Raw genomic sequence first — 24,965 nt, 5'->3', positions numbered from 1 at the left:
GGTTGTTGCTGTTCTGAAGGCGGTGGACTCAATAAGCTGTACCGCATGAAAACGATTCTAAGGAAAGCGCGATGCCTCTCCCGACCTGCGCTGTGATTCCGTCTCGTCCTGCTGCATTACGCCTTGCACGCGCCCAGGCCGCCATGCTCGATCTGCGCGCCGGGGCCACGATCGTGGCCGTTGAAGGCGATCTGGAACTCGAATTTCGCGATCACGCGCTCGCGTGGCTCGGCAGCGCCGTACCGTGCACGTCGATCATCGTGCGCGAAGGTGAGCATTTCATTACCGGCCAACGCGGCGTCATGTCGATCCGCGCGTCGCGCGCGGGTGCCGCGGAGCTGATCGTACAAGCTTCGCCCGACGATGCGGCGGACCTTCGCGAACTCGTCCGTCGAGCCGTCCGGCGACTCGCTGGTGTCGTCGCGAGATCATGCCGGCGTACTACCTGATACGCAGACTCGATCACGAGAATCGACGCCTCGCCGCCAGTTAGAATGCGTGACCACCCGCTTCCTGCTTCGAGGTGCCGGTCATGTCCTTTCCACGCACGCGGCTTCTCGGCCGTCTCGCCACCTTCGTACGCTATTTCCATCTCATCTGCGCCGTTACGCTGACGCTTGGCGCATGCGCCGGGCTGCTCGGCGCCGATGCGTTGCGCGTCAACGTCGCCGGTATCGAACCGCTGCCGGGTGAAGGCCTCGAGATGCGCTTCAATCTGAAGCTGCGTGTGCAGAATCCGAACGATTCAGTAGTGAGTTTCAACGGCGTCGCGGTCGATCTCGAACTGAACGGCAAGCCGTTCGCGAGCGGTGTCAGCGATCAGAGCGGCACCGTGCCGCGCTTCGGCGAAACCGTCGTCAGCGTGCCGCTGACCGTGCCCGCGTTCGCCGCGGTGCGCCAGGCGCTCGGGCTTGCGGGCATCGCGCAGTCCGGGCAGGTCCCGTACCGGCTGCAAGGCAAGCTCGCGGGCGGCCTGACCGGCACGACACGCTTTACCGATCAGGGCATGTTGACGCTGCCGGGCATGGCGTCGCAGTAGACGGGAAGACGGCGGATAAAAACAAGGCGCCGCGGTCCGACATTGCCACTCGCCGAACCCACGGCGCCCGTCTTCCTGAGGCGCGTTCCCGCCCGACTTACGCGATCTCGAACAGCCCCGCCGCGCCCTGCCCGCCGCCGATGCACATCGTCACGACGACGAACTTCACGCCGCGCCGCTTGCCTTCGATCAGCGCATGCCCGACGAGCCGCGCACCCGACACGCCATACGGATGGCCCACCGCGATCGCGCCGCCGTTGACGTTCAGCCGGTCGTGCGGAATGCCGAGCTTGTCCGCGCAATAGAGGACCTGCACCGCGAACGCTTCGTTCAGCTCCCACAGACCGACGTCCTCGACCTTGAGGCCAGCCTTTTGCAACAGCTTCGGCACCGCGAACACCGGGCCGATGCCCATTTCGTCGGGCTCGCAGCCGGCCACCGCGAAACCGCGGAAAATGCCGAGCGGTTGCAGCCCTTCGCGTTCGGCCAGCGTCGCGTTCATCACGACGCAAGCCGATGCGCCGTCCGAGAACTGGCTCGCATTGCCCGCGGTGATCACGCCGCCCGGCAGCGCGGTGCGAATCTTCGACACGCCTTCGAGTGTCGTGTCGGCGCGAATGCCTTCGTCGCCGCTGACGGTCACTTCCTTCGTGTAGAGACGGCCGCTCGCCTTGTCGGCGACGCCGGCGAGCACCGTCAGCGGCACGATCTCGTCGTTGAACCTGCCGGCTTCGAGCGCGGCCGCCGCGCGCTGCTGCGAGCGCACGCCGTATTCGTCCTGACGCTCCTTCGAGATCGCGTAGCGCTTCGCGACGGTCTCGGCGGTTTGCAGCATCGACCAGTAGATCTCCGGCTTGTGCTCGGTGAGCCAGCCGTCGGTCATCATGTGTTGGTTCATCTCGTTCTGCACGCACGAGATCGACTCGACGCCGCCCGCGACGTATACATCGCCCTCACCGGCGATCACGCGTTGCGACGCGAGCGCGATCGTCTGCAATCCCGACGAGCAGAAACGGTTCACGGTCATGCCCGGCACGCTGACCGGCAGGCCCGCGCGCAACGCGATCTGACGCGCGATATTGCCGCCCGTCGCGCCTTCCGGATTCGCGCAACCCATGATCACGTCCTCGACGCGGGCCGGATCGAGCTTCGCGCGCTCGACCGCGGCCTGCGTCACGTGGCCGCCGAGCGTCGCGCCGTGCGTCATGTTGAAACCGCCGCGCCACGATTTGGCGAGGCCCGTGCGGGCGGTGGATACGATTACGGCGTCAGTCATGGGTGTCTCCAATTGCAATGTCGAAGTGGCGCGCCGGCTCACTGCCGTGCGTTCAAAAGCGCATCACCGCGCCGCCTCTGTCGTTTGATGCGAGCGCTGCGGGAGTAATCCGCAGCGCTCAATTCGTGTGCTGAAGTCAGCCGTGCTCAGCCGTTGAAGCCGCGACCTTCGGCCGCCAGCTTCGCGATGCTTGGCGCGAGCGTCCACGCGTCGCCGTTCGGCCGCGCGGCATAGCGGCGAATCGCTCGCTCGACGTTGTAGAGCCCGACCGTGTCCGCGTACAGCATCGGGCCGCCGCGATAGAGCGGGAAGCCGTAGCCGGTCAGATAGACCATGTCGATATCCGAGGCCTTCGACGCGATGCCTTCCTCGAGAATCTTCGCGCCTTCGTTGACGAGCGCGAACACGAGACGCTCGATGATTTCGTCGTCGCTGATCTTGCGGCGCTCGGAGTGGGTTTCCTTCGAGTACTCGACGATCATTTCGTTGACCGCGCCGGACGGATACGCGGTGCGATCGCCGGCCTTGTAGTCGTACCAGCCGCCGCCGGTCTTCTGGCCGAAGCGGCCCATCTCGCATAGACGGTCGGCGATCTTCGAGTAGTGCATGTCGGGATGCTCGACGTAGCGGCGCTTGCGGATCGCCCAGCCGATGTCGTTGCCGGCGAGGTCGCTCATGCGGAACGGACCCATCGCGAAACCGAATTTCTCGATGGCCTTGTCGACCTGTGCGGGCAATGCGCCCTCTTCGAGCATGAAGAGCGCCTGGCGCAGGTACTGCTCGATCATCCGGTTGCCGATAAAGCCGTCGCACACGCCCGACACCACCGCGGTCTTTTTGATCTTCTTCGCAAGCTTCATCACGGTGGCAAGCACGTCTTTCGCGGTCTCCTTGCCACGCACGACTTCGAGCAGCTTCATCACGTTGGCCGGGCTGAAGAAGTGCATGCCGACCACATCCTGCGGACGCTTCGTGAACGCGGCGATCCTGTCGACGTCGAGCGTCGACGTGTTCGACGCGAGGATCGCGCCAGGCTTCGCGACTTCATCGAGCCGGCCGAACACCTGCTCCTTCACACCGAGTTCTTCGAACACGGCTTCGATGATCATGTCGGCGTGCTTCAGGTCGTCGTAGGACAGCGTCGGGCTCAGCAGCGCGAGACGCTGCTCCATCACCTCGGGCTTCAGCTTGCCCTTCTTGACGGTGGCCTCGTAGTTCTTGCGGATCGTCGCGACACCGCGGTCGAGCGCTTCCTGCTTCGTTTCGAGCAGCGTGACCGGGATGCCCGCGTTGAGGAAGTTCATCGCGATGCCGCCGCCCATCGTGCCCGCGCCGATCACGGCCACCTGATTGATGTCACGCACGGGTGTATCGGACGGCACGTCGGGTATCTTGCTCGCGGCGCGCTCGCCGAAGAACGCGTGACGCAGCGCGTGGCTCTCCGGCGTCTGCACGAGTGCGATGAAGCATTCGCGCTCGAATGCGAGGCCCTTGTCGAAGCCGTCCTTCACACCGGCCTCGACCGCGTCGATGCATTTATGCGGCGCCGGGAAGTTCTTCGCGATGGCCGCGACACTATTGCGCGCGAACTGGATGAAACCGGCCGCGTTCGGATGTTCGATCTTGCGGTCGCGCACCTTCGGATGCGGGCCTGCTTGCGCGCCGACCTTGCGCGCAAACGCGAGCGCGGCTTCGGCCAGCTCGGCGGGATTCGCGACGACTTCGTCGAACAGCCCCGAATCGGCAAGCTGTTCCGACAGCACCGGCGCGCCCGACACGATCATGTTCAGCGACGCTTCGAGACCGATGGCGCGCGGCAGACGCTGCGTGCCGCCCGCGCCCGGCAGGATGCCGAGCTTCACTTCGGGCAGCGCGATCTGCGCGCCAGCCGCGGCGACGCGGTAATGCGCGCCCAGCGCAAGCTCGAGGCCGCCACCCATCGCAACGCTGTGAATCGCCGCGACGATCGGCTTCGCGCTGCCTTCGACGGCCTTAATGACGGTCGCGAGCGTCGGTTCCTGGGTCGCCTTCGGCGTATTGAATTCGGTGATGTCGGCGCCGCCCGAGAAGGCCTTGCCCGCGCCCGTCAGCACGATGGCCTCGATGGCCGGATCGTTCTGCGCGCGATCGAGCCCTTCGACGATCCCCACCCGCGTCGACAGACCGAGCCCATTGACGGGCGGATTGTTCAGCGTGAGAACGGCCACGCCGCCATGAGTTGTGTAGTCCACTGCCATCTGCGTGCCTCCGTGCGATCCATGCATTCATAGAGGCGGCGCATGATGCGCCGCCTGTCCGGTTCCTCGAGCCTGCTCATTGTCAGACTATTTCAAGCGACGGTTCCGGTGTCAGCACGCAGAATACACTGAAAAAGAACGAACGTTCAATTTATTATCGAACGGGTTTCCCCTGGGCCCCAGGGGTCAGCGCACAGTTGCGGCCGTCTTCGAGAGCGGACGGCAGCACGTGGTCGCGGAACAGGTCGCGCAGCTTCAGCTTCTGTAGCTTGCCGGTCGCCGTGTGCGGCAGTTCGTCGACGAACACGACATCGTCGGGAATCCACCACTTCGCGACCTTGCCGTCGTAGAACGCCAGCAGTTCTTCGCGTGTAACGTCGAACCCCGCGCGTTTGACGACGACGAGCAGCGGCCGCTCGGTCCACTTCGGGTGCGCGCACGCGATGCACGCGGCTTCCGCGACCGCCGGATGCGCGACCGCGACGTTCTCGACGTCGATCGAACTGATCCATTCGCCGCCCGACTTGATCACGTCCTTCGAGCGGTCGGTGATGTGCAGGAAGCTGTCGGGGTCGATCGTCGCGACGTCGCCGGTCGGGAACCAGCCGTCGATGAGCGGTGACTCTTCCTTGCGGAAATACCGGTCGATGACCCACGGTCCGCGCACATGCAGATCGCCGAATGCGACGCCGTCCCACGGCAGCTCGCGGCCATCCTCGCCGACGATCTTCATGTCGACGCCATAGATCACATGCCCCTGCTTTTCGAGCAGCTTGCGCTGCTCGGCGAGCGGCCGCTGGCTCTGCTCCCAGTTCAGCTTCGACAACGTCCCGAGCGGCGACATCTCCGTCATGCCCCATGCATGGATCACCTGCACGCCGTAGTCGTCCTCGAGTATCCGCAGCATCGCGGGCGGACAGGCGGAGCCGCCGATCACCGTGCGCTGCAATGATGAAAACTTCCCGCCCGTTTCGCGCAGGTAGTTCAGCAGACCGAGCCACACGGTCGGCACGCCGGCCGAACACGTGACGCGTTCGCTCTCCATCAGCTCGTAAAGCGACTTGCCGTCGAGATCCTTGCCGGGGAACACGAGCTTCGCGCCGGTCAGCGGCCCCGCATGCGCGAGGCCCCACGCGTTGACATGGAACATCGGCACGATCGGCAGCACCGAGTCGCTCGCGGACAGGCTCATCGAGTCGGGCAACGCCGCGCCGAACGCGTGCAGCACCGTCGAGCGATGCGTATACAGCGCGCCTTTCGGATTGCCGGTCGTGCCCGACGTGTAGCAGAGGTACGATGCCTGCTGCTCGTCGAGCGCGGGCCAGTCGAAGCCGCCGTCCTGCCCGTCCATCAGCGTTTCGTAGCACAGCACCGACGTTTGCATCGGCGGCCGATGCGCTTCATCGCACAGTGCGATCCAGCCGCGCACGTGAGGGCACTGCGGCGCGAGCGTGTCGACCAGCGCCGCGAACGTCGTGTCGAACAGCACGTAGGCGTCGTCGGCGTGATTGATGATGTAGGCGATCTGGTCGGGGAAAAGGCGCGGGTTGATCGTGTGACACACGGCGCCGAAGCCGGTGGTGCCGTAATACGCTTCGAGATGCCGGTAGCCGTTCCACGCGAGCGTCGCGACCCGGTCGCCCGGTTCGACGCCGAGCGCGATGAGCGCCTGCGCGAGTTGCTTTGCGCGTTTCTCGCAATCGCGGTACGTGTAGCGATGCAGGTCGCCTTCGATGCGCCGCGACACGATCTCGGTGCTGCCGAAATGCCGCGCGGCATGCGCGAGCAACGATGATACGGTGAGCGGCACGTCCATCATCTGGCCCAGCAGCGGCGTCGTCATAAGGCGGGGTCTCCTCGGCTTGTTAGTGTGTCGATGGGTTGCAGTCGGGTTTGGTGAACACGTGGTCGTGAAACGGATCACGCGCCGAACAGCGCGAGGCGGAAGATCGTGGCGGCGTCGTACGCAGCATGGTCCGAACGATGAAGGCGGCCGCCCAGCAGCGCCGCGGGCGCGGACTTACAATATCGGCTAATCCAGAGGCGCTCAACATGTCGTTTTCCCCAAGCATTGCAGGGTTATCCGCAGCTTTGACGGATCTTTCCAACACACTCGCCACTCCCCCAGCCAACGCGTTCGCGCGGCTCGGCGGCACCTTCTTCACACGGCTGCCCGCCGCGCCGCTCGACGCACCCTACCTCGTCGGCTTCTCGGCCGAGACCGCCGCACGGCTCGGGATGCCCGAGGGCATCGAGCGCGATCCGGGCTTCCTCGAGCTGTTCTGCGGCAATGCGACGCGCGACTGGCCGGCCGACGCACTGCCTTATGCGTCGGTGTACTCGGGGCATCAGTTCGGCGTGTGGGCCGGCCAGCTCGGCGACGGCCGCGCGCTCACGCTGGGCGAGCTCGAACACGACGGCGAGCGCAACGAGCTGCAGCTCAAAGGCGCGGGCCGCACACCCTATTCGCGCATGGGCGACGGCCGCGCGGTGCTGCGCTCGTCGATCCGCGAATATCTGTGCTCGGAGGCGATGCATCATCTCGGCATTCCGACCACGCGCGCGTTGTGCGTGATCGGCTCCGACCAGCCGGTGCGGCGCGAGACGATCGAAACCGCCGCGGTGGTCACGCGCGTCGCGCCTAGCTTCGTGCGCTTCGGTCACTTCGAGCACTTCTATGCGAACGATCGCGTCGACGCGTTGCGCGCGCTGGCCGATCATGTAATCGAGCGCTTCTATCCGCACTGCAAGGAGGCCGATGATCCGTATCTGGCGCTGCTCGCAGAAGCGGTCCGCTCTACCGCCGATCTGATGGTCGACTGGCAGGCGGTCGGTTTCTGTCACGGCGTGATGAATACCGACAACATGTCGATCCTGGGCCTGACGATCGACTACGGCCCGTTCGGTTTCATGGATGGCTTCGATGCCGGCCACATCTGCAATCATTCCGATACCCAGGGCCGCTACGCGTACCGGCTGCAGCCGCAAATCGCGTACTGGAACCTCTTTTGCCTCGCGCAAGGACTGCTGCCGTTGTTGGGCGAGAAGCACGACGAAAGCGTGCGCGCCGACAAGGCGGTCGAAGATGCGCAGCACGTGCTCGCCGGCTTCAAGGAGCGCTTCGCGCCGGCGCTCGAAAACCGCATGCGCGCAAAGCTCGGGCTGGAACAGACGCGCGACGGCGACGACGCGCTCGTCAACCGGCTGTTCGAAGCGATGCACGCGAACCGCGCCGATTTCACGCTGACGTTCCGCAACCTCGCGCGCCTGTCGAAACACGATGCGAGCGGCGATGCGCCGGTACGCGACCTGTTCCTCGATCGCGCCGCCTTCGACGCATGGGCGAACGACTATCGCGCGCGGCTGGCCGTTGAGTCACGCGACGACGCTGCGCGCGCCATTGCAATGAATCGTGTGAACCCCAAATTCGTACTTCGCAACCATCTGGCGGAAACGGCGATCCAGCGTGCGAGGGAGAAGGATTTCTCCGAGGTGGAACGGCTTGCAGCCGTGCTGCGTCGCCCGTTCGACGAGCAGCCCGAATACGCGTCGTATGCGGGCCTGCCGCCCGACTGGGCGAGCTCGCTGGAAGTGAGCTGTTCGTCATGACGCGCCGGCGCAGTTGAATCGCCACGGCCGTCCCGCCAGACAACACCGCTACAAACCCGAGACAGGAATCCGACCATGAGCAACCCCGACGATCTCAAGCATGACGCCCCAGCCGTACAGAAAAGCGACGCCGAGTGGCGCAAGGAGCTGTCCGACATCGAATACCAGGTGACCCGCCACGCGGCCACCGAGCGCCCGTTCACGGGGCGCTACAACGATCACTGGGAACGCGGCGTCTACGACTGCGTGTGCTGCGGCACGCCGCTGTTCGAATCGGACACCAAGTTCGACGCCGGCTGCGGCTGGCCGAGCTATTTCCGGCCGATCAACGGCGAGGTGATCGCCGAGAAGACCGACCGCTCGCACGGCATGCTGCGCATCGAGGTGCAGTGCAAGAACTGCGGCGCGCATCTGGGCCACGTGTTCGAGGACGGTCCGGCGCCGACAGGTCTGCGTTACTGCATCAATTCGGCTGCGTTACAATTCGAGCCCAAGTAACGCGGCGCGGCAGCAGCCTTGCCCGCTTCGGGCGCCGGGGCGCGAAACCGCGCGCGGCGCCCTTTCAATGCGGCACTCCCGCTCGGCAGCGGGCACCGCGCACCAGGCACGCCAGGCAGGCGCGCTTCAATCTTCGACGCACCGTTCGACTCACTCTCCGACTTCCCGACCAGATAATGAAATTCCTGTTCGATCTGTTCCCGATCATCCTGTTCTTCGTCGCCTTCAAGATCTGGGGCATTTTCACGGCGACGGCAGTGGCGATCGTCGCCACGCTGGTGCAGATCGCGTGGGTGGCGTTCCGCCACCGCAAGGTCGACCCGATGCTGTGGGTGAGCCTCGGCGTCGTCGTGGTATTCGGCGGTGCGACGCTCGTACTGCACAACGACACCTTCATCAAATGGAAGCCGACTGTGCTGTACTGGGCGTTTTCCGTCGGGCTGATCGTGTCGCAGCTCGGTTTCAACAAGAACCTCATCGAAGCGATGATGGGCAAGCAGATCACGCTGCCGCACGCGATCTGGGGCAAGCTGAACCTGATCTGGGCGGTGTTTTTCGTGCTGCTCGGTCTTCTGAACCTGTTCGTCGCGTATCACTACACGACCGATCAGTGGGTCAATTTCAAGCTGTTCGGCGCGACCGGGTGCCTGCTCGTGTTCATCGTCGGACAGAGCCTGTGGCTGTCGAAGTACATGAAGGAGGAATGACATGAGCGACCTGTTCATGCACGCCACCACCGCCGAGCGCGCCGCGCTGATCGAAGCGCGCCTCGCAGCCGCGCTCGCGCCCGTCGAATCGATCCGCATCACCGACGACAGCGCGCAGCACGCGGGCCACGCAGGGGCCGCCGCCGGCGGTCATTTCAGTGTCACGATCGTGGCTGTCGCGTTTGCCGGCAAGCCCCGCGTGGCGCGGCATCGCATGGTGTATGATGCGCTGGCCGATGCCATGCAGCGCGGCATTCATGCCCTTGCCATCACGGCGTACACGCCCGAAGAATTTGCTTTGTTGCCCCGCTAGGAACCTTTCGATGACCTTGAAGAAAACCCGCCTCTGGGTATTGCTGGCTGCGTTCGCGGCCGCACCTGCATTCGCACAGAACATCGCCGTCGTGAACGGTACGCCGATTCCTAAGTCGCGCGCCGATGCGTTGATCCAGCAACTGGTTCATCAGGGCCAGCAAGACACGCCGCAGTTGCAGCAGGCCGTGCGCGAAGAGCTCGTGAATCGCGAAATCCTGATGCAGGAAGCCCTGCGTCGCGGGCTGCCGAACCGTCCGGACATCAAGGCGCAAATCGCGGTCGCGCAGCAAACCGTCGTGCTGCGCGCGCTGATCGAAGACTTCGTGAAGAACAACCAGCCGACCGACGCCGAAGTCACCGCGCGCTACAACGCGCTCGTCAAGGATGCGGGCGGCAAGGAATTTCACCTGCACCATATCCTCGTCGACAACGAGCAGCAGGCGAAGGACCTGATCGCGAAGATCAAGGCCGGCGCAAGCTTCGAAGATCTGGCCAGGCAGTACTCGAAGGACCCGGGATCGGGCAAGAACGGCGGCGACCTCGACTGGTCGGACCCGAAGGCCTACGTGCCTGAGTTCGCGGACGCGGCCGCTCATCTGCAGAAAGGCCAGATGACCGACACGCCGGTGCGTACGCAATTCGGCTGGCACATCATCCGTGTCGACGACATCCGCGCCGTCACGCCGCCGCCGCTCGAGCAGGTGCGTGCGCAGATCGTGCAGCAGATCCAGCAGGAAAAGCTGCAGGCGTTCGAAGAGAATCTGCGCAAGAACGCGAAGATTCAGTAAGCATCAGCGGGCGGATCGTCGTCGGACAGTCCGCCGCCTGGCTCTAAAGAAGCCTGAACGCAAAAAAAGCCGCCCAACAGGCGGCTTTTTTGTTGCTGCGAGCTTCGCGGAGCGGCGACGTACTGCCGCTGCAAGCAGTGGCCGCCGCACACCGGCGGCGGCCTTCTGACTCATCAACCGAGCCAACGGCGCGCGTTCTGGAACACGCGCATCCACGGGCTCGCGTCCGTGCCGATCTCGCCCCAACCCTGCGGATGCCAGCTCATCTGCACCGCGCGATGCACGCGCTCCGTGTGCGGCATCAGCACCGTGAAGCGGCCGTCGGCCGTCGTGACCGACGTGATGCCCTCGGGCGAACCGTTCGGGTTGAACGGATACTGCTCGGTCGCCTGACCGCGGTGATCGACGTAGCGCATCGCGACCGCGACCTTCGACTTGTCACCTTGCTGCGAGAAGTCCGCAAAGCCTTCGCCGTGCGCGACGGCGACCGGAATGCGCGAGCCTTCCATGCCGGCGAAGAAGATCGACGGTGAGGCCTGCACCTCGACGAGCGAGAAGCGCGCCTCGAATTTCTCCGACTTGTTGCGCGTGAACTTCGGCCATGCTTCGGCGCCGGGGATCATCGACGCGAGGCTGCTCATCATCTGGCAGCCGTTGCAGATGCCGAGCGCGAACGTGTCGTCGCGACCGAAGAACGCGGCGAACATGTCGGCCAGTTGCGCGTTGAAGCGAATCGTCTTCGCCCAGCCTTCACCAGCACCCAGCGTATCGCCGTACGAGAAGCCGCCGCACGCAACCGCGCCCGCGAAATCGGCGAGGTTCGCGCGACCCGCCAGCAGGTCGCTCATGTGCACGTCGTGCGCGTCGAAGCCGGCGCGATCGAATGCATAGGCTGTCTCCAGATGCGAGTTCACGCCCTGCTCGCGCAGGATCGCGACGCGCGGACGCGCGCCCTTGCCGACGAACGGCGCGGCGACGTCTTCGGCCGGATCGAAGCTCAGCACCGGCGTGATGCCCGGGTCGGCCGCGTCGAGCAGCGCGTCGTGTTCGGCGTCGGCACAGGCGGGGTTGTCGCGCAGACGCGCGATACGCCAGCTCACTTCGCTCCACGTGCGATGCAGCTCCGCACGCGGCGCTTCGTAGACCTTCTTCGCGTCGCGATAGATCTCGATGACATCACGCTCGTTGGTCTTGCCGATCACGTGCGAGCACGCCGACAGACCATGTTCGCGCAGCGCGGCGAGCACCGCGTCGCGATCGGCCGCGCGCACCTGCACCACGGCACCGAGCTCTTCGTTGAACAGCGCGCGCAGCGTGCGGTCTTCGCGGCGGCCGCTGGTCTGCTTCGCCCAGTCCTTCGCGTCGCCGTAATCGGATTCGTGGTTGGCGTCGAGCACCAGCATGTCGACGTTCAGCGACACACCCGTATGACCCGCGAACGCCATTTCGCACACCGTCGCCCACAGGCCGCCGTCCGAGCGGTCGTGGTAGGCGAGCAGCTTGCCGTCGCTGTTGAGCGCCTGGATCGCGTTGAAGAAGCGCTTCAGATCTTCCGGGTCGTCGACGTCCGGCACCGTGTCGCCGACCTGCTGCGTGACCTGCGCAAGGATGCTGCCGCCCAGACGCTGCTTGCCGCGACCGAGGTCGATCGCGATCAGCACCGATTCGCCGACTTCGCTCGCGCGCTGCAGTTGCGGCGTCAGATGCTTGCGAACGTCTTCGACCGGCGCGAATGCGGAGATGATCAGCGACACCGGCGCGACCACTTCCTTCGCGACGCCGCTCTCTTCCCAGCGCGTGCGCATCGACAGCGAATCCTTGCCTACCGGAATGCCGATACCGAGCGCCGGGCACAGTTCCATGCCGATTGCCTTCACGGTGTCGTAAAGCGCCGCGTCTTCGCCCGGCGCACCGCACGCGGCCATCCAGTTGGCCGACAGCTTCAGCTTGTCGAGCGATGCGATCGGCGCCGCCGCGATGTTGGTAATCGCCTCGCCGACCGCCATGCGGCCCGAGGCCGGCGCATTGATGACGGCGAGCGGCGTGCGCTCGGACATCGTCATCGCTTCGCCGTTAAAGCCTGCGTAGTCCATCGTCGTGATCGCGACGTCGGCCACCGGCACCTGCCACGGACCGACCATCTGGTCGCGCGCGGTCGTGCCGCCGACCGAGCGGTCGCCGATCGTGATCAGGAACGACTTGCTCGCGACCGTCGGATGACGCAGCACGCTCTGCGCGACGTCTTGCAGCGCGAGGCCGGTCACGTCGACCGGTTCGAGCGTGCGCTCGACGCGCTTCACGTCGCGGTGCATGCGCGGCGGCTTGCCGAGCAGCACTTCCATCGGCATATCAACCGGCTGATGCGCGCCTTCCTGCAACTCGGCATCGATCAGCTTCAGCTGACGCTCGGCGGTGGCCGTGCCGATCACCGCGAACGGGCAGCGCTCGCGCTGGCACATCGCCTCGAACACCGGCAGATCGGCCGGCGCGATCGCGAGCACATAGCGCTCCTGCGCTTCGTTCGACCAGATTTCGCGCGGCGACAGGCCGCTTTCTTCGAGCTGGATCTTGCGCAGTTCGAACAGTGCCCCCTTGCCCGCACCGTCGACCACTTCGGGGAACGCGTTCGACAGACCGCCCGCGCCGACGTCGTGAATGCTGAGGATCGGGTTCTTGTCGCCGAGCTGCCAGCACGCGTTGATCACTTCCTGCGCGCGACGCTCGATTTCCGGGTTGCCGCGCTGCACCGAGTCGAAGTCGAGTTCAGCGGTGTTGGTGCCGGTCGCCATCGAGCTCGCGGCGCCGCCGCCCATGCCGATGCGCATACCCGGACCGCCGATCTGGATCAGCAGCGAGCCTTCCGGCAGATCGTGCTTGTGCGTGTGCTGGTCGGAGATATTGCCGATGCCGCCCGCGATCATGATCGGCTTGTGATAGCCGCGCACGAGGCCCGCGACGTTCTGCTCGTAGGTGCGGAAGTAGCCGCCGAGGTTCGGCCGGCCGAATTCGTTGTTGAACGCGGCGCCGCCGAGCGGGCCGTCGATCATGATCTGCAACGGCGACGCGATGCGGTCCGGGCGGCCGTACGCTTCGTGCTGGTCGGCGGGATTGCGCTGCGCGAGCGGCTGTGCGGAGTCGCGCGCGTTTTCCCACGCCTCGACGCCGTCCGGCAGTTCGAGGTTCGATACCGTGAAGCCCGTGAGACCCGCCTTCGGACGCGCGCCGCGGCCGGTCGCGCCTTCGTCGCGGATTTCGCCGCCCGCGCCGGTCGCGGCGCCCGGGAACGGCGAGATCGCGGTCGGGTGGTTGTGCGTTTCGACCTTCATCAGCGTGTGCGTGAGCTCGACGCTGCGGCCGTAGTGCTCCGGCAATTCGCTTGCGCCGAGTTCGGCCGGGGTGCGCGGGAACCAGCGCTCGGCCATGCCGCCGACCATGATCGCCGAGTTATCCGAATACGCGACGATCGTGCCCTGCGGGTTCAGCTTTTCGGTGTTGCGGATCATGTTGAACAGCGACATGTCCTGCTTCTCGCCGTCGATCGTCCAGTCCGCGTTGAAGATCTTGTGGCGGCAGTGCTCGCTGTTGGCCTGCGCGAACATCATCAGCTCGACGTCGGTCGGATTGCGCTCGAGTTTCGTGAATGCGTCGACCAGGTAGTCGATTTCGTCGTCGGCGAGTGCGAGGCCCAGTTCCACATTGGCGGTTTCGAGCGCGGCGCGGCCGCTCGCGAGCACGTCGACGGTTTGCAGCGGCTTGGCCGGCAGCTCGTCGAACAGATGCAGCGCATGGTCGCGCGACGGCGCGACGCTCTCGGTCATGCGGTCGTGCAGCGCGGCGGCGACGGCCGCGCGCGCTTCGTCGGACAGCGTCTTCTTGCCGCCGAGGAGGCCGCTTTTCAGCGTCACCGAGTATTCAACGCCGCGCTCGATGCGGCGCACCTGCGTGAGACCGCAATGATGCGCGATGTCGGTTGCCTTGCTGGCCCACGGCGACACGGTGCCGAAGCGCGGCACCACGAGGAAGGTCTCGATCGCGCCACGTTCCTTGCCTTCTTCGAACGGATCGCCGTAGTGCATCAGCGCCTCGATCTTCGCGCTGTCTTCAGCGGACAGTTCAGTCTGTGCATTGACGAAGTGCAGATACTGCCCGCGCACGCCGGTGATATTCGGATCGATGCGCGTGAGCGTGTCGAGCAGGCGGGTTTGACGGAAATCGGAAAGGGCCGAAGCGCCGGGGAAACACGAGAAGTGGGCCATGGGACTTGACGTTGCGTCGCTCATTGATGCCGGAGAGCCGCGCATGCAGGCGACGTGAGGCGGAAAGGAAGTCCGAGATTATACCCCGGGAACGGGCTTCCAGCGGGCTGCGGGGTGCGGCGTCGGCGGGCTGCGTCTGCCCGCGCGAGGCGTCGCTGGAGTGCCCGTCGCGTCGCCGCGCGGGTGTTTTGACTGCTATCATTCGCGTTTCACCAGATCGGCGCACGCAACCCGGCCTTTATCCGGCGCTGCGCCGCATGTCACAGCCAACGGGAACGCGCGCGAGCCGCCCGTCGGCACATCGAATCAGAGCATGGATGTCATCGTCATTGGCGGCGGGGTAGCGGGCGTCGCCACCGCTTATCAGCTGCGCGCGGCCGGCCACCGGGTATGCGTCGTCGAGCGTCACGCAACCGTCGCGCAAGGCGCCACGTATGGACAAGGCGGCACCGTGCTGCCGACGCCGCTCGACGTCTGGTTCGGGCCGACCTTCATGGCGAGCCGCTACAACGCGAAAAATGGCGTGATCAGCAAGACCGGCTTCAACGGCGCCGCGCGGCAGTTCATCAAGCAGCTCGCAGCATGGCAGGAACCCGCAGCGTTTGCGCGCCAGTACGCGCTGCTGCGGCCGCTGATCGAATCGTCGCGCGAGGCGATGGCCGACGTCGAAGCCCGCTTCGGCCTCGAATTCGAACAGGCGAGCGGTCTCTTGTACCTCGTGCGCAGCGCGCACGAATGGGAGTTGAGCGCGGCTGCGCTCGATCTGCTGGGCCAGTTCGAGGTGCCGCATCATGTAATGAGCCCGGCCGAATGCGCGGCGTTCGAGCATGCGGTGCCCACCGATCCTGAATTCGCCGGCGGCGTGCTGTTCGAGCACGAGCGCACCGCGAACTGTCCGCTTTTCACCAAGCTCGTCAAACAGGTGCTCGACACTCAGGGCGGCGTGCAGTTCATGCCTAATTGCGAGGTGACCGGCATCCGGCTCGAAAATCAGCGCGCGGCGGTCGAACTGGCGCCGCGCGACGGCGCGCCCCGCTCGCGCGAAATCGACGTGGTCCAAGCCGACGCGGTCGTGGTCGCGGCCGGTTATGGCAGCCTCGCGCTGCTCGAACGCGCGGGGCTCAAGCTGCCGCTGCATCCGCTGCGGCTGCATTCGCTGGTCGCGCCGATCGCGCACGAGGAATGTGCGCCGCATGTCGCGATCGTCGATGCGGTCAAGCGTATCGGCATCAGCCGCATGAACCATCGGCTGCGGATCGCGGGCGGCGCGGTGCTGCAAAGCGCCAGCCAGATCGACAAGCCGCTCGGCGAAGCACTGACCAAGGAGGCGCTCGCGATGCTCGGCCAGGCGACGCACGACTGGATTCCGGGCGCCGCGCGCATTTCGGCGGCGCTGCCGTGGGAAGGCGTGAAACTGCTGTCGCCGGACGGCTTGCCGGTGATCGGCAACGCGCTGCATCCGCGCCTCTTCGTCAACATCGGGCACGGCCCGGCCGGCTGGGGCCTCGCCAGCGGCGCGGGCAAGCTCGTTGCGGAGCTGATGTCGGGGCTGACACCGACGTTGCCGGAAGACACGCTCGCGGCGTTGCGGCCGGAGCGGTTCCGGTAAGGTTTCGCGCTCTTCCGGGCGGGTATGGCGGGCTGACAGCCCGCTGCCGATAACCCGCGTTCATCGTGCCAGTCCCACCGCCTGCACCGAAACAGCCGCACGCCGCTCGGCTATCGGCACTACCATAGCGATTCCCTAGTCTGCCCGCCGCGCCGCGGGCGCACCGCCAGGCTTCGCCATGACAGACGCCGAAAACTCGCTGCTCACCGTTTTCGATCCGCTAACCGTCCCGCTCAGCGACCCGCAGCCGCTTGCGCTGCCGCTGCTGACGCTGACCGACTTGCGAATCGCCGAATCCCAGGCCGCCGCTGCGCTGCCCGAGCACACGCTGATGGCGCGCGCCGGTCACGCCGCCGCGCGCTGGCTGCTCGAACGAATCGCCGCGGACACCTCGGTGACGAAAGCGCAGCAGCGGGCCTGGCTGGTCGCCGGCCCCGGCAACAATGGCGGCGACGCGCTGGTCGTCGCAACGGAATTGCACAAGGCCGGCATCGCCGTCGAAGTCTGCATGCCGGTTGAAGTGAAGCCCGCCGACGCGCGCTGGGCGCTCGACGCCGCACGCGCCGCCGGCGTGTCGATCGACGCGGCGCCGCCCGCCTCGCTCGACGGCTATGGCTGGCTCGTCGACGGCATGTTCGGCATCGGTCTCGCGCGGCCGCTCGACGGCGTGTTCGCGACGCTCGCGCGGCAGTTGTCGCAGCGCACGAAGACGCGCCCGACACAGGGCGCCGTGCTCGCGCTCGATGTGCCCAGCGGGCTCGACAGTGACACCGGCGCGGTGATCGGCGGCAATGGCGCGGCGGCGGTCCATGCGACCCACACGATCACTTTCATCGGCGCGAAGCCAGGGCTTTTCACCGCGCAGGGCCGCGACCTCTGCGGGCGGGTGACGGTCGCACCGATCGGGCTCACTGCAGGGATCAACGGCGGCGGCGCTGGCCAGGACGCTACCACAGCCGCCCCTCGCGCCGCGCTCCAGCTCAGCGCCCCTGACCTGTTCGGCCCCTTCATGCCCCCGCGCGACTTCGCGACCAACAAGGGCACCTTCGGCAGCCTCGCGGTGGTCGGTGGCGACACCGGCATGTGCGGCGCGCCGATTCTCGCGGCGCGCGCGGCGCTCTTCAGCGGCGCGGGCAAGGTCCACGTCGCGCTGCTCGGCGAAGGCGCCCCGCCCTACGATCCGCCGCACCCGGAACTGATGCTGCATCCGATCGACACGCTGCCGCTCGATTCGATGGACGCACTCGCGGTCGGCTGCGGCATGGGGCACGGCGAACGCGCGACGCGCGTACTGCATGACGTGCTGCCCCTCGACGTGCCGAAGCTGTTCGATGCCGACGCGCTGAATCTGATCGCCAAAGATCCCGCGCTCGCCGCCGAAGTCACCGCGCGCGGCGTGCAAGGCGATCCCTGCATCCTGACGCCGCATCCGCTCGAAGCCGCGCGCCTGCTCGGCAGCGCTGCGGCGAGCGTGCAGCGCGACCGTCTCGCGGCCGCCCGCGCGCTCGCGGCTCGGTTCGCGAGCGTCGTCGTGCTGAAGGGCGTCGGCACGATCATCGCCGCGCCCGACGGCCGCCTCGCGCTGAACCCAACCGGCAACGCCGCGCTCGCGACGGGCGGCACCGGCGACGTGCTCGGCGGCATCATCGGCGCGCTGCTCGCGCAGCACCTGCCACGCTTCGAGGCGGCGCTCGCGGGCGTCTATCTGCACGGCCTCGCCGCCGATACGCTGACCGCGCAGGGCCAAGGCCCCGCGGGTTTGACGGCCGGCGAGCTGGCACCGATGGTGCGTACCTTGTTGAACCGGATGTTCTACCCGGCGACGCCTGCGTGACGGACGTGTCGTGCGCGGCTTGTTCGCCGCGCCCGTTCACACCGGTGAAACATCGCCATCCCGCTATTGCGAGCGAGCGCAACGCACTGCTGCCCGCCACGCATCCCCGCTATACTGGGTGCCTGCGCCGCGCGTCGGATCGATCGCGGGTCGCGGCGATACTCCAGCAGGCGCCTGCGCCGCCTGGCGCTTTCGCGAAGCTCATCCGCTTCGCGAAGTATCGTCGGAACCCGCTCGCGAACCGGCCCGCGTGGCATTGCTCTGAGTGAATCGCCGCATCATTCTCGGCCGCGCTTCATGCGCGCGCCTTCCTTCGTGCCCCTTGGTTAGACGGACGCTATGACCCAGAACTCGCTCCCCTCCTGGTCCTCGCTGCAGACGCATTACGACACGATTCGCGATGCGCATCTGCGCGACTGGTTCGCCCCCGAGAACGATCCCGCTCCCACGCGCGCCGAGCGCTTCACGTTCGCGGGCGGCGGTCTCGCAGCCGATTTCTCGAAGCACCGCATCACCGATGAAACCCTGCAACTGCTCGTGCAACTCGCGCGCGAAGCCGGCGTCGAAAAGCGCCGCGACGCGATGTTCGCGGGCGAGGTCGTCAACCCGACCGAAGGCCGCGCCGCGCTTCACACCGCATTGCGCGCAACCGACCCGAAGGCGCCGTTCTTCGCCGACGTGCAGGCCGAGCGCAAGAAAATGGCCGCGTTCGCCGAGCAGGTTCGCAGCGGCGCATGGACCGGCTACACCGGCAAGCGGATTCGTTATGTCGTCAACATCGGCATCGGCGGCTCGGATCTCGGGCCGAAGATGGTCGTGCATGCGCTGCATCACCTGGCGACGCCCGAGATCTCGACGCACTTCGTGTCGAACGTCGACGGCGCCGATCTGTACAACGTGATGCAGCAGATCGATCCCGAGGAGACGCTCGCGATCATCGTGTCGAAGACCTTCACGACGCTGGAGACGATGACCAACGCGCGCTCGCTGCGCGACTTTTTCATCCAGAAGGGCTGCCCGGAAAGCGCGCTCGCGAAGCACTTCGTCGGCGTGTCGGCGAATACGGCCGAAGTCGTCAAGTTCGGCATCGCGAAAGAGAACGTGTTCTCGATGTGGGACTGGGTCGGCGGACGCTACTCGTTGTGGTCGGCCGTCGGTCTGTCGATCATGATCGCGATCGGCCCGCAACAGTTCGACGAACTGCTCGCCGGCGCCAACGAGATGGACCAGCACTTCCGTACCGCGCCGCTCGACAAGAACCTGCCGGTGCTGCTCGGCATGATCGGCATCTGGTATCGCAACTTCTTCGGCTCGCAAAGCTATCTGGTCGCGCCGTATTCGCAGGCGCTGCATTTCCTGCCGTCGTATCTGCAGCAGCTCGAAATGGAAAGCAACGGCAAGTCCGCGCGGCTCGACGGCGCGATGGTCGACTATGCGACTTCAGCGGTCACGTGGGGCGAGCCCGGCACCAACGGTCAGCATGCCTTTTTCCAGATGCTGCACCAGGGCCCGACGATCGTGCCGATCGATTTCATCGCCGTGCTGACGCCCGAGCATCCGCTCGCGAGCCATCATCCGAAGCTGCTCGCGAACTGCTTCGCGCAAAGCGAAGCGCTGATGCTGGGCCGCACGCTCGAGGAAGCAAAGACGGTGGCCGGCCCCGACAAGCCGGAGCTCGCGCCGCACCTGACGTTCCCCGGCAACCGCCCGACCGCGACGTTGCTGCTCGACGCGTTGACCGCGCGCACGCTCGGCGCGCTGATCGCGCTTTATGAGCACAAGGTTCTGGTGCAGGCGTCGGTGTGGAACATCAATCCGTTCGATCAGTGGGGCGTCGAACTCGGCAAGATCCTCGGCAAGGTGGTCGAGGCCGATCTGGGTGCGGCGAGTGCCGACGTGAAGAAGCATGATTCGTCGACGTCGGCGTTGATCGCGCGGGCGCGCGCTGCGTTAAAGCGCTGAGTGGAAGTTTGAAGCGCGCGATAGTGCGCCAGAGACAAAACAAAGCGGGCTACGGCCCGCTTTGTTTTTGTTTCGACGACGAGCATGCTCGCGAGCCGCACGATCATCAAGCGAGCCGCCCCGCTTCGATCGTCACCGTCGTATCGCAACGCCGCGCGAGTTCGATGTCATGCGTCACGAGCACGAGCGTCGCGCCGTGCGCGCGATTCATCTCGAACATCAGATCGATGACCGCGTGGCCAGTGGCCGCGTCGAGACTGCCGGTGGGTTCGTCGGCGAACAGGATCGCCGGGCGTGTGACGAACGCGCGCGCGAGAGCGACGCGCTGCTGCTCGCCGCCCGACAGCAGCTTCGGATAGTGACCGGTGCGCTGCCCGAGCCCCACCTGTTCGAGCAGTTCACGCGCACGTGCGGCGGCCTCGCGTGTGCCGATGCCGCCTTGCAATTCGAGCGGCAGCGTGACGTTTTCGAGCGCGGTCAGATGCGGCATCAACTGAAACGACTGGAACACGAAGCCAACCGCGCCGCTGCGCAATGCGGCGCGCCCGTCTTCGTCGAGTTCGCCGAGTTCGCGGCCGAGCAGCCGAACCGAGCCCGCGCTCGCGCTGTCCAATCCCGCGAGCAGGCCGAGCAGCGTAGACTTGCCCGATCCGGATGCACCGACGATCGCGACGCTGCTGCCGGCATCGATGGCTAGATCGATGTCATCGAGAATCGTCAGTTCGCCCGTCGCATCCTTAACCCTCTTGCACAAACCCCGCACTTCAATGACTGGATCAGTTCTGTTTGGCATGGTGAAGCGTAGGTTGAAAGTGCGCGCCATCGTCCCTCGCGCCGCGGCGCTGGCTGCGGCATTCGGCGCGACCATGATGGCCGCCGCGCTGGTTTCGTTACCGTTGCAGGCTCATGCGGCGAATGCGCCCGAACCCGCGAAGCCGGTGATCGTCGTGCTCGGCGACAGCATCTCCGCCGAGTACGGGCTGCCCCGCGATACGGGCTGGGTCGCGTTGATGCGTCAGCGTCTGGCCGAAGAGCGCATCGATTATAGCGTCGCCAATGCGAGCATCAGCGGCGACACGACGAGCGGCGGGCGCGCGCGTCTGCCCGCGCTGATGGAACGGCTCAAGCCGAGCATCGTGATCGTCGAGCTCGGCGCCAACGACGCATTGCGGGGCGTACCGCTGTCGACGACCGAGGCCAATCTGCGCACGATCATCGAACAGGCGCAGCAAGGCCACGCGAAGGTCGTGCTCGTCGGCATGTACGTGCCGCCCAATTACGGCCCGGACTATACGCAAAAGTTCCACGGCCTCTACGGCCAGCTGTCGAAGGAATTCCATGTGCCGCTCGTGCCTTTCTTGCTCGCCGGCATCGCGGATAAACCGGATATGTTCCAGGCCGATCAGATCCACCCGACGCAGCAGGCACAGCCGCTGCTACTCAACAACGTGTGGCCCACTGTCAAGCCACTCCTTCGCACAAGTTCGCCGCACTGAAACACCTGCTAACGACTTGTTTCCGGAACCTGGGGGAGCACGGATCGCCGAGCCGTTCGACACATGGGCCGTTCCGTGCCACCCGGCTCATTCTTGAGCGACCTCTGAGGAGATAACGTTGAAATACTTACCGTTAATCGCTTTGACTGTTGCCATCTCGGCCTGCGCGGCTCAACCGCCGGCCGGCGTTCAGTCGGTGGGTCAAAGCCAGCAGCCGCCTCGCGCCGTCGCAACCTGCATCGCGCAGAAATGGGCGGATAGCTCGCAGCAGCAGGTCGTTTCGCAAAGTATCCTCGCCAACGATCAGGCCATGGACGTCTACGTCCCGGGCCAGCAGCCGCCTAACGGCGCGGCCGCCGTGGTCCGTCCGTCGTATAGCGGCAAGGGCACGTGGGTCGGCTTCCGCGCCGGCGGCGCTGGCGCTGACGCAAGCAACGCTACCGGCGCGATCAGCGGCTGTCTGTGAAACTGTCGCCTTGGCTGTAGATAAAAAAAGCCCCGCATTTGCGGGGCTTTTCCTTTGACCGGCAGGTAATGCTAACGGCGGCTTACTGGTCGGCCGTCTGTGCGGCGCTGTCGAGCGTGCCGTAGAACTGCACCTTCGAGCGCTCGCGCAGCGCCTTCAGATAGGCTTCGGCCTGCGACTGCGCGTCCACCTGCGCGATCTGCTGCTGCGCGACGGCGAGATGCTGCGCGTCGGTGGCCGCGGGCGGCACGATCCGGTTCACGCGATAGATCGCATAGCCGTCGTCGCCGAGATCGACACCGACGTAAGCCGGCAACTTTTGCGCATCGACCTTGTAGATCGCGCTCAGAGCGGCAGGCGGCACGCCCTGCGCGTCATTGCGCGATACCTTCAGCGGCGACGAGAAACCGGCGGTCGCCTTCGATTTCTCGAACCCGGCCAGCTTCGCAGCGCCGTCCTTGTGCGCCGCTTCGTTCGCCTGGTCGGCGATCACCTTCTGACGCACCGTGTCCTTCACCGCGTCGAATGCGGGCACGGCAGCGGGCTTGTAGTCGGTCACGCGCGCGGCGATCAGCGTGTTGTTGCCGACGTCGATGGCCTGCGTATTGTTGTGCGCCGATACCGAGTCGTTTGCGAAAACGGCCGCGAGGAACTTGGGATTGTTCAGCGGGCTGTCGGGCGGCAGCTTGGCGTCCGGCTGCGGCGTGACCGTTGCGGTCTGGATCGGCAGCTTGAACTTGTCCGCAGCCGGCTGCAGGCTCTTCGCCTTTTCATAGACGAGCGACGTGAAGCCTTCGGAGTTGTCGGTGAACGCCTTGCTCGCCAGTTGCGTCTTCACCTCCCTGGCGATCTGGTCTTTCACCTCGTCGAACGACTTGGTGACCGCAGGCTTTACATCGGTGACCTTGACGATGTGGAAGCCGAAGTCGGTCTGCACGATGCCGCTGATTTCGTCCTTCTTCAGCGCAAACACCGCGTCGTCGAACGCCTGGCCGCCTGCGATCATGCCGCGGCCGAAGTAGCCGAGATCGCCGCCCTTCGATGCCGAACCCGGGTCCTGCGAGCTCTGCTGCGCGATCTGTGCGAACTGGTCCGGATGCGCCTTGAGCTGCGCGAGCAACTCCTCGGCTTTCTGCTTCGCCTTGGCCTTGTCGGCCGCGCTCGCGTCCTTCGGTGCCGCGATCAGGATGTGGCTCGCGCGCACTTCGCCTTCGGTGCGAAAGTGGGCGATGCTGTCGTCGTAGTACTTCTTCAGGTCCGCGTCGCTGGGCTGCACCGATGCGCCCAGCGTGGCCGGCGACATCACCAGGTACTGGATCGCCGCGGTAGCGGGCGTCGCGAAGTCGTTGCGATGCGCGTCGTAATACGCTTGCAATTGCGCGTCGGTCGGCTGGATCTTCGCCTCGTAATCGTGCGGATGGAACGCGATGCCCTGCACTTCACGCTGCTGCTGCGCGAGCTCGCTCAGATGCTGCGCAAGCGTCTTCGACGTGAACGCGCTCGCCGCGATGCTCGCGGGCAGCTGTTGCATCGCGAGGTTGTAGCGCATCCGCTCGTCGTATTGATCGGGCGTCATGCCCTGCATCGCGAGCAACTGCTTGTAGCGCTCGAGGTCGATCGAACCGTCGGGATTCTTCAGCGACGAAATTACCGGATCGGACAGCAGCGCACGGCGCACCGCGTCGTCCGACGCGGTCAGATGCAGACGCTGCGTTTCGTCGGCGAGCACGCGCTGCTCGATCATGCCGTCGAGCATCTGGCGGCGGCGCTCCGGTGTGTCGAACGCCTTCATGTCGAACTGCGCGCCGAGCATCTGACGCCCCCTGTCGATCTGCTGACGCATTGCGTCGTCGTATTCGACGCGGGTGATCTTGTGACCGTTGACGCTTGCGACGTTTGCACTTTCGTCAAAGAAGCCGCGGAAACCCTGAATACCCACGAAACCCAACCCCGGCAAAATGACGAGGATGAGCATGAACATCATCAGGCGTTGGTGATTGCGGAAAAAATCGAGCATGCGTGAGGGATGCCAAAAACAGAACGCCCGATCTTACCTCAGCGGGCAACAAAAAAGGCGAACCGGAGTTCGCCTTTCGTGGATACTGGCGGAGTGGACGGGACTCGAACCCGCGACCCCCGGCGTGACAGGCCGGTATTCTAACCGACTGAACTACCACTCCTTTTACTGCGCTCTTGCTACTGAAAAACACGGCCGCCGAATCTGAAACTGGTGGGTGCTGAGAGGCTCGAACTCCCGACCTACGCCTTGTAAGGGCGCCGCTCTACCAACTGAGCTAAGCACCCGTTTCGTGATTCAGGGCTTGATGTGTGTTTTCTGCCTTGCCGCCGCCCTCCCGATCAATCATTATGCAATCGGGTCAAGCAATTTCCTCAAGCAGCAAGCCCGTTAGTTTAGCGCATCCTTCAGCGCTTTGCCAGGCCTAAATTTAGGAACTTTTGCCGCCTTGATTTTGATCGCAGCGCCCGTGCGCGGATTGCGGCCGGTGCGCGCGGTGCGCTTGCCGACCGCGAACGTGCCAAAGCCGACCAGCGTGACCGATCCGCCCTTCTTCAACGTGCTTTTGACGCCGGCGATGACTGCATCGAGTGCACGGCCCGCCGCAGCCTTCGAAATGTCGGCTTGCTGTGCGATGTGATCGATCAATTCCGTCTTGTTCATTCAAAACCCCCGTGAATGTTTATTGGCAATCGTGACAGTGCTTTCCAGCACCTCCCGTCACGCGGCCGGCGTTATATAACGCCAGGCCGCCCCATTAGAAGCGGCCGAAACCCTTGTGTCAACCGGGGTTGAGCCTGATCGGGGTGATTTTAGAGCGGCACTTTCGACGCAGTATGTTGCAGCGGCAAAACTG

The 24,965-nt window shown here is 65.4% G+C and carries 19 protein-coding genes and 2 tRNA genes; 12 read left to right on the top strand and 9 right to left on the bottom strand.

Annotation, left to right across the window (positions count from 1 at the left end; all coding sequences use genetic code 11):
* Positions 1–71 precede the first annotated feature (71 nt).
* Together GCT19_RS11690 and GCT19_RS11685 are read left to right on the top strand one after the other, a co-directional pair.
* Positions 72–449, top strand: a complete 378-nt coding sequence (locus tag GCT19_RS11690; RefSeq protein ID WP_152852015.1) for a hypothetical protein — start codon at positions 72–74, stop codon at positions 447–449.
* A gap of 83 nt (positions 450–532) precedes the next feature.
* Positions 533–1,039, top strand: a complete 507-nt coding sequence (locus GCT19_RS11685; RefSeq protein WP_018432003.1) for an LEA type 2 family protein — start codon at positions 533–535, stop codon at positions 1,037–1,039.
* Between the two features lie 97 nt (positions 1,040–1,136).
* Here GCT19_RS11685 and GCT19_RS11680 read toward each other — a convergent pair whose 3' ends face one another.
* From GCT19_RS11680 to GCT19_RS11670, 3 genes are all read right to left on the bottom strand, one after another.
* Complete coding sequence (locus GCT19_RS11680; protein WP_152852014.1) at positions 1,137–2,315, bottom strand: acetyl-CoA C-acyltransferase; 1,179 nt, start codon at positions 2,313–2,315, stop codon at positions 1,137–1,139.
* A gap of 146 nt (positions 2,316–2,461) precedes the next feature.
* Entirely contained in the window at positions 2,462–4,552 is a 2,091-nt protein-coding gene (locus GCT19_RS11675) for a 3-hydroxyacyl-CoA dehydrogenase NAD-binding domain-containing protein (protein ID WP_152852013.1), read from the bottom strand.
* A 154-nt stretch (positions 4,553–4,706) separates the two neighbouring features.
* Positions 4,707–6,395, bottom strand: a complete 1,689-nt coding sequence (locus GCT19_RS11670) for a 3-(methylthio)propionyl-CoA ligase (protein WP_152852012.1) — start codon at positions 6,393–6,395, stop codon at positions 4,707–4,709.
* A 209-nt stretch (positions 6,396–6,604) separates the two neighbouring features.
* Between GCT19_RS11670 and GCT19_RS11665 the strand changes: the two genes are divergently transcribed.
* From GCT19_RS11665 to GCT19_RS11645, 5 genes are all read left to right on the top strand, one after another.
* A complete protein-coding gene (locus GCT19_RS11665) occupies positions 6,605–8,161 on the top strand; it encodes a protein adenylyltransferase SelO (RefSeq protein WP_152852011.1) in 1,557 nt (518 codons plus the stop codon).
* A gap of 75 nt (positions 8,162–8,236) precedes the next feature.
* Positions 8,237–8,659: a peptide-methionine (R)-S-oxide reductase MsrB gene (gene msrB, locus GCT19_RS11660; protein WP_013089415.1), complete on the top strand. Its 423-nt coding sequence runs from the start codon at positions 8,237–8,239 to the stop codon at positions 8,657–8,659.
* Positions 8,660–8,835: 176 nt separating this feature from the next.
* A complete protein-coding gene (locus GCT19_RS11655; RefSeq protein WP_013089414.1) occupies positions 8,836–9,366 on the top strand; it encodes a septation protein A in 531 nt (176 codons plus the stop codon).
* Position 9,367: 1 nt separating this feature from the next.
* A complete protein-coding gene (locus tag GCT19_RS11650; RefSeq protein WP_013089413.1) occupies positions 9,368–9,679 on the top strand; it encodes a BolA family protein in 312 nt (103 codons plus the stop codon).
* Positions 9,680–9,689: 10 nt separating this feature from the next.
* Complete coding sequence (locus GCT19_RS11645; RefSeq protein ID WP_018432009.1) at positions 9,690–10,469, top strand: peptidylprolyl isomerase; 780 nt, start codon at positions 9,690–9,692, stop codon at positions 10,467–10,469.
* A gap of 173 nt (positions 10,470–10,642) precedes the next feature.
* Here the strand turns inward: GCT19_RS11645 and purL are convergent, their stop codons facing one another.
* Positions 10,643–14,725, bottom strand: a complete 4,083-nt coding sequence (purL, locus tag GCT19_RS11640) for a phosphoribosylformylglycinamidine synthase (RefSeq protein WP_152852010.1) — start codon at positions 14,723–14,725, stop codon at positions 10,643–10,645.
* A gap of 313 nt (positions 14,726–15,038) precedes the next feature.
* Between purL and GCT19_RS11635 the strand changes: the two genes are divergently transcribed.
* From GCT19_RS11635 to pgi, 3 genes are all read left to right on the top strand, one after another.
* On the top strand, positions 15,039–16,334 hold the full coding sequence (locus GCT19_RS11635) for an FAD-dependent oxidoreductase (protein WP_152852009.1): 1,296 nt from the start codon (positions 15,039–15,041) through the stop codon (positions 16,332–16,334).
* Positions 16,335–16,512: 178 nt separating this feature from the next.
* Positions 16,513–18,168, top strand: a complete 1,656-nt coding sequence (locus GCT19_RS11630; protein ID WP_152852008.1) for an NAD(P)H-hydrate dehydratase — start codon at positions 16,513–16,515, stop codon at positions 18,166–18,168.
* A gap of 339 nt (positions 18,169–18,507) precedes the next feature.
* Positions 18,508–20,130 carry a glucose-6-phosphate isomerase gene (pgi, locus tag GCT19_RS11625; RefSeq protein WP_152852007.1) on the top strand — a complete coding sequence of 541 codons (1,623 nt, stop codon included), beginning with the start codon at positions 18,508–18,510 and terminating at the stop codon, positions 20,128–20,130.
* A gap of 106 nt (positions 20,131–20,236) precedes the next feature.
* On the opposite strand, the gene GCT19_RS11620 is transcribed toward pgi, so the two are convergent.
* Positions 20,237–20,923 carry an ABC transporter ATP-binding protein gene (locus GCT19_RS11620; protein ID WP_026228015.1) on the bottom strand — a complete coding sequence of 229 codons (687 nt, stop codon included), beginning with the start codon at positions 20,921–20,923 and terminating at the stop codon, positions 20,237–20,239.
* On the opposite strand from GCT19_RS11620, the gene GCT19_RS11615 reads away from it, so the two are divergent.
* The gene (locus GCT19_RS11615) at positions 20,922–21,626 is read left to right on the top strand and encodes an arylesterase (protein WP_018432015.1); all 705 of its coding nucleotides are present in this window, start codon (positions 20,922–20,924) and stop codon (positions 21,624–21,626) included. The genes GCT19_RS11620 and GCT19_RS11615 overlap by 2 nt on opposite strands.
* A 118-nt stretch (positions 21,627–21,744) precedes the next feature.
* Positions 21,745–22,092: a hypothetical protein gene (locus GCT19_RS11610; RefSeq protein WP_026228016.1), complete on the top strand. Its 348-nt coding sequence runs from the start codon at positions 21,745–21,747 to the stop codon at positions 22,090–22,092.
* A gap of 82 nt (positions 22,093–22,174) precedes the next feature.
* Here GCT19_RS11610 and GCT19_RS11605 read toward each other — a convergent pair whose 3' ends face one another.
* The 4 genes from GCT19_RS11605 to GCT19_RS11590 form a co-directional block, all read right to left on the bottom strand.
* Positions 22,175–24,109 carry a SurA N-terminal domain-containing protein gene (locus GCT19_RS11605; RefSeq protein ID WP_152852006.1) on the bottom strand — a complete coding sequence of 645 codons (1,935 nt, stop codon included), beginning with the start codon at positions 24,107–24,109 and terminating at the stop codon, positions 22,175–22,177.
* Positions 24,110–24,195: 86 nt separating this feature from the next.
* Positions 24,196–24,272, bottom strand: a tRNA-Asp gene (locus GCT19_RS11600).
* A 48-nt stretch (positions 24,273–24,320) separates the two neighbouring features.
* Positions 24,321–24,396: transfer RNA gene (locus GCT19_RS11595), tRNA-Val, on the bottom strand.
* A 103-nt stretch (positions 24,397–24,499) separates the two neighbouring features.
* Positions 24,500–24,772: an HU family DNA-binding protein gene (locus GCT19_RS11590; protein WP_008923411.1), complete on the bottom strand. Its 273-nt coding sequence runs from the start codon at positions 24,770–24,772 to the stop codon at positions 24,500–24,502.
* Positions 24,773–24,965 lie beyond the last annotated feature (193 nt).

Source organism: Paraburkholderia atlantica, assembly GCF_009362785.1.
Taxonomy (GTDB): Bacteria; Pseudomonadota; Gammaproteobacteria; order Burkholderiales; family Burkholderiaceae; genus Paraburkholderia; species Paraburkholderia atlantica.
The sequence above is the reverse complement of the archived record's forward strand: the minus strand, read 5'-3'. Positions and strand labels throughout refer to the sequence as shown.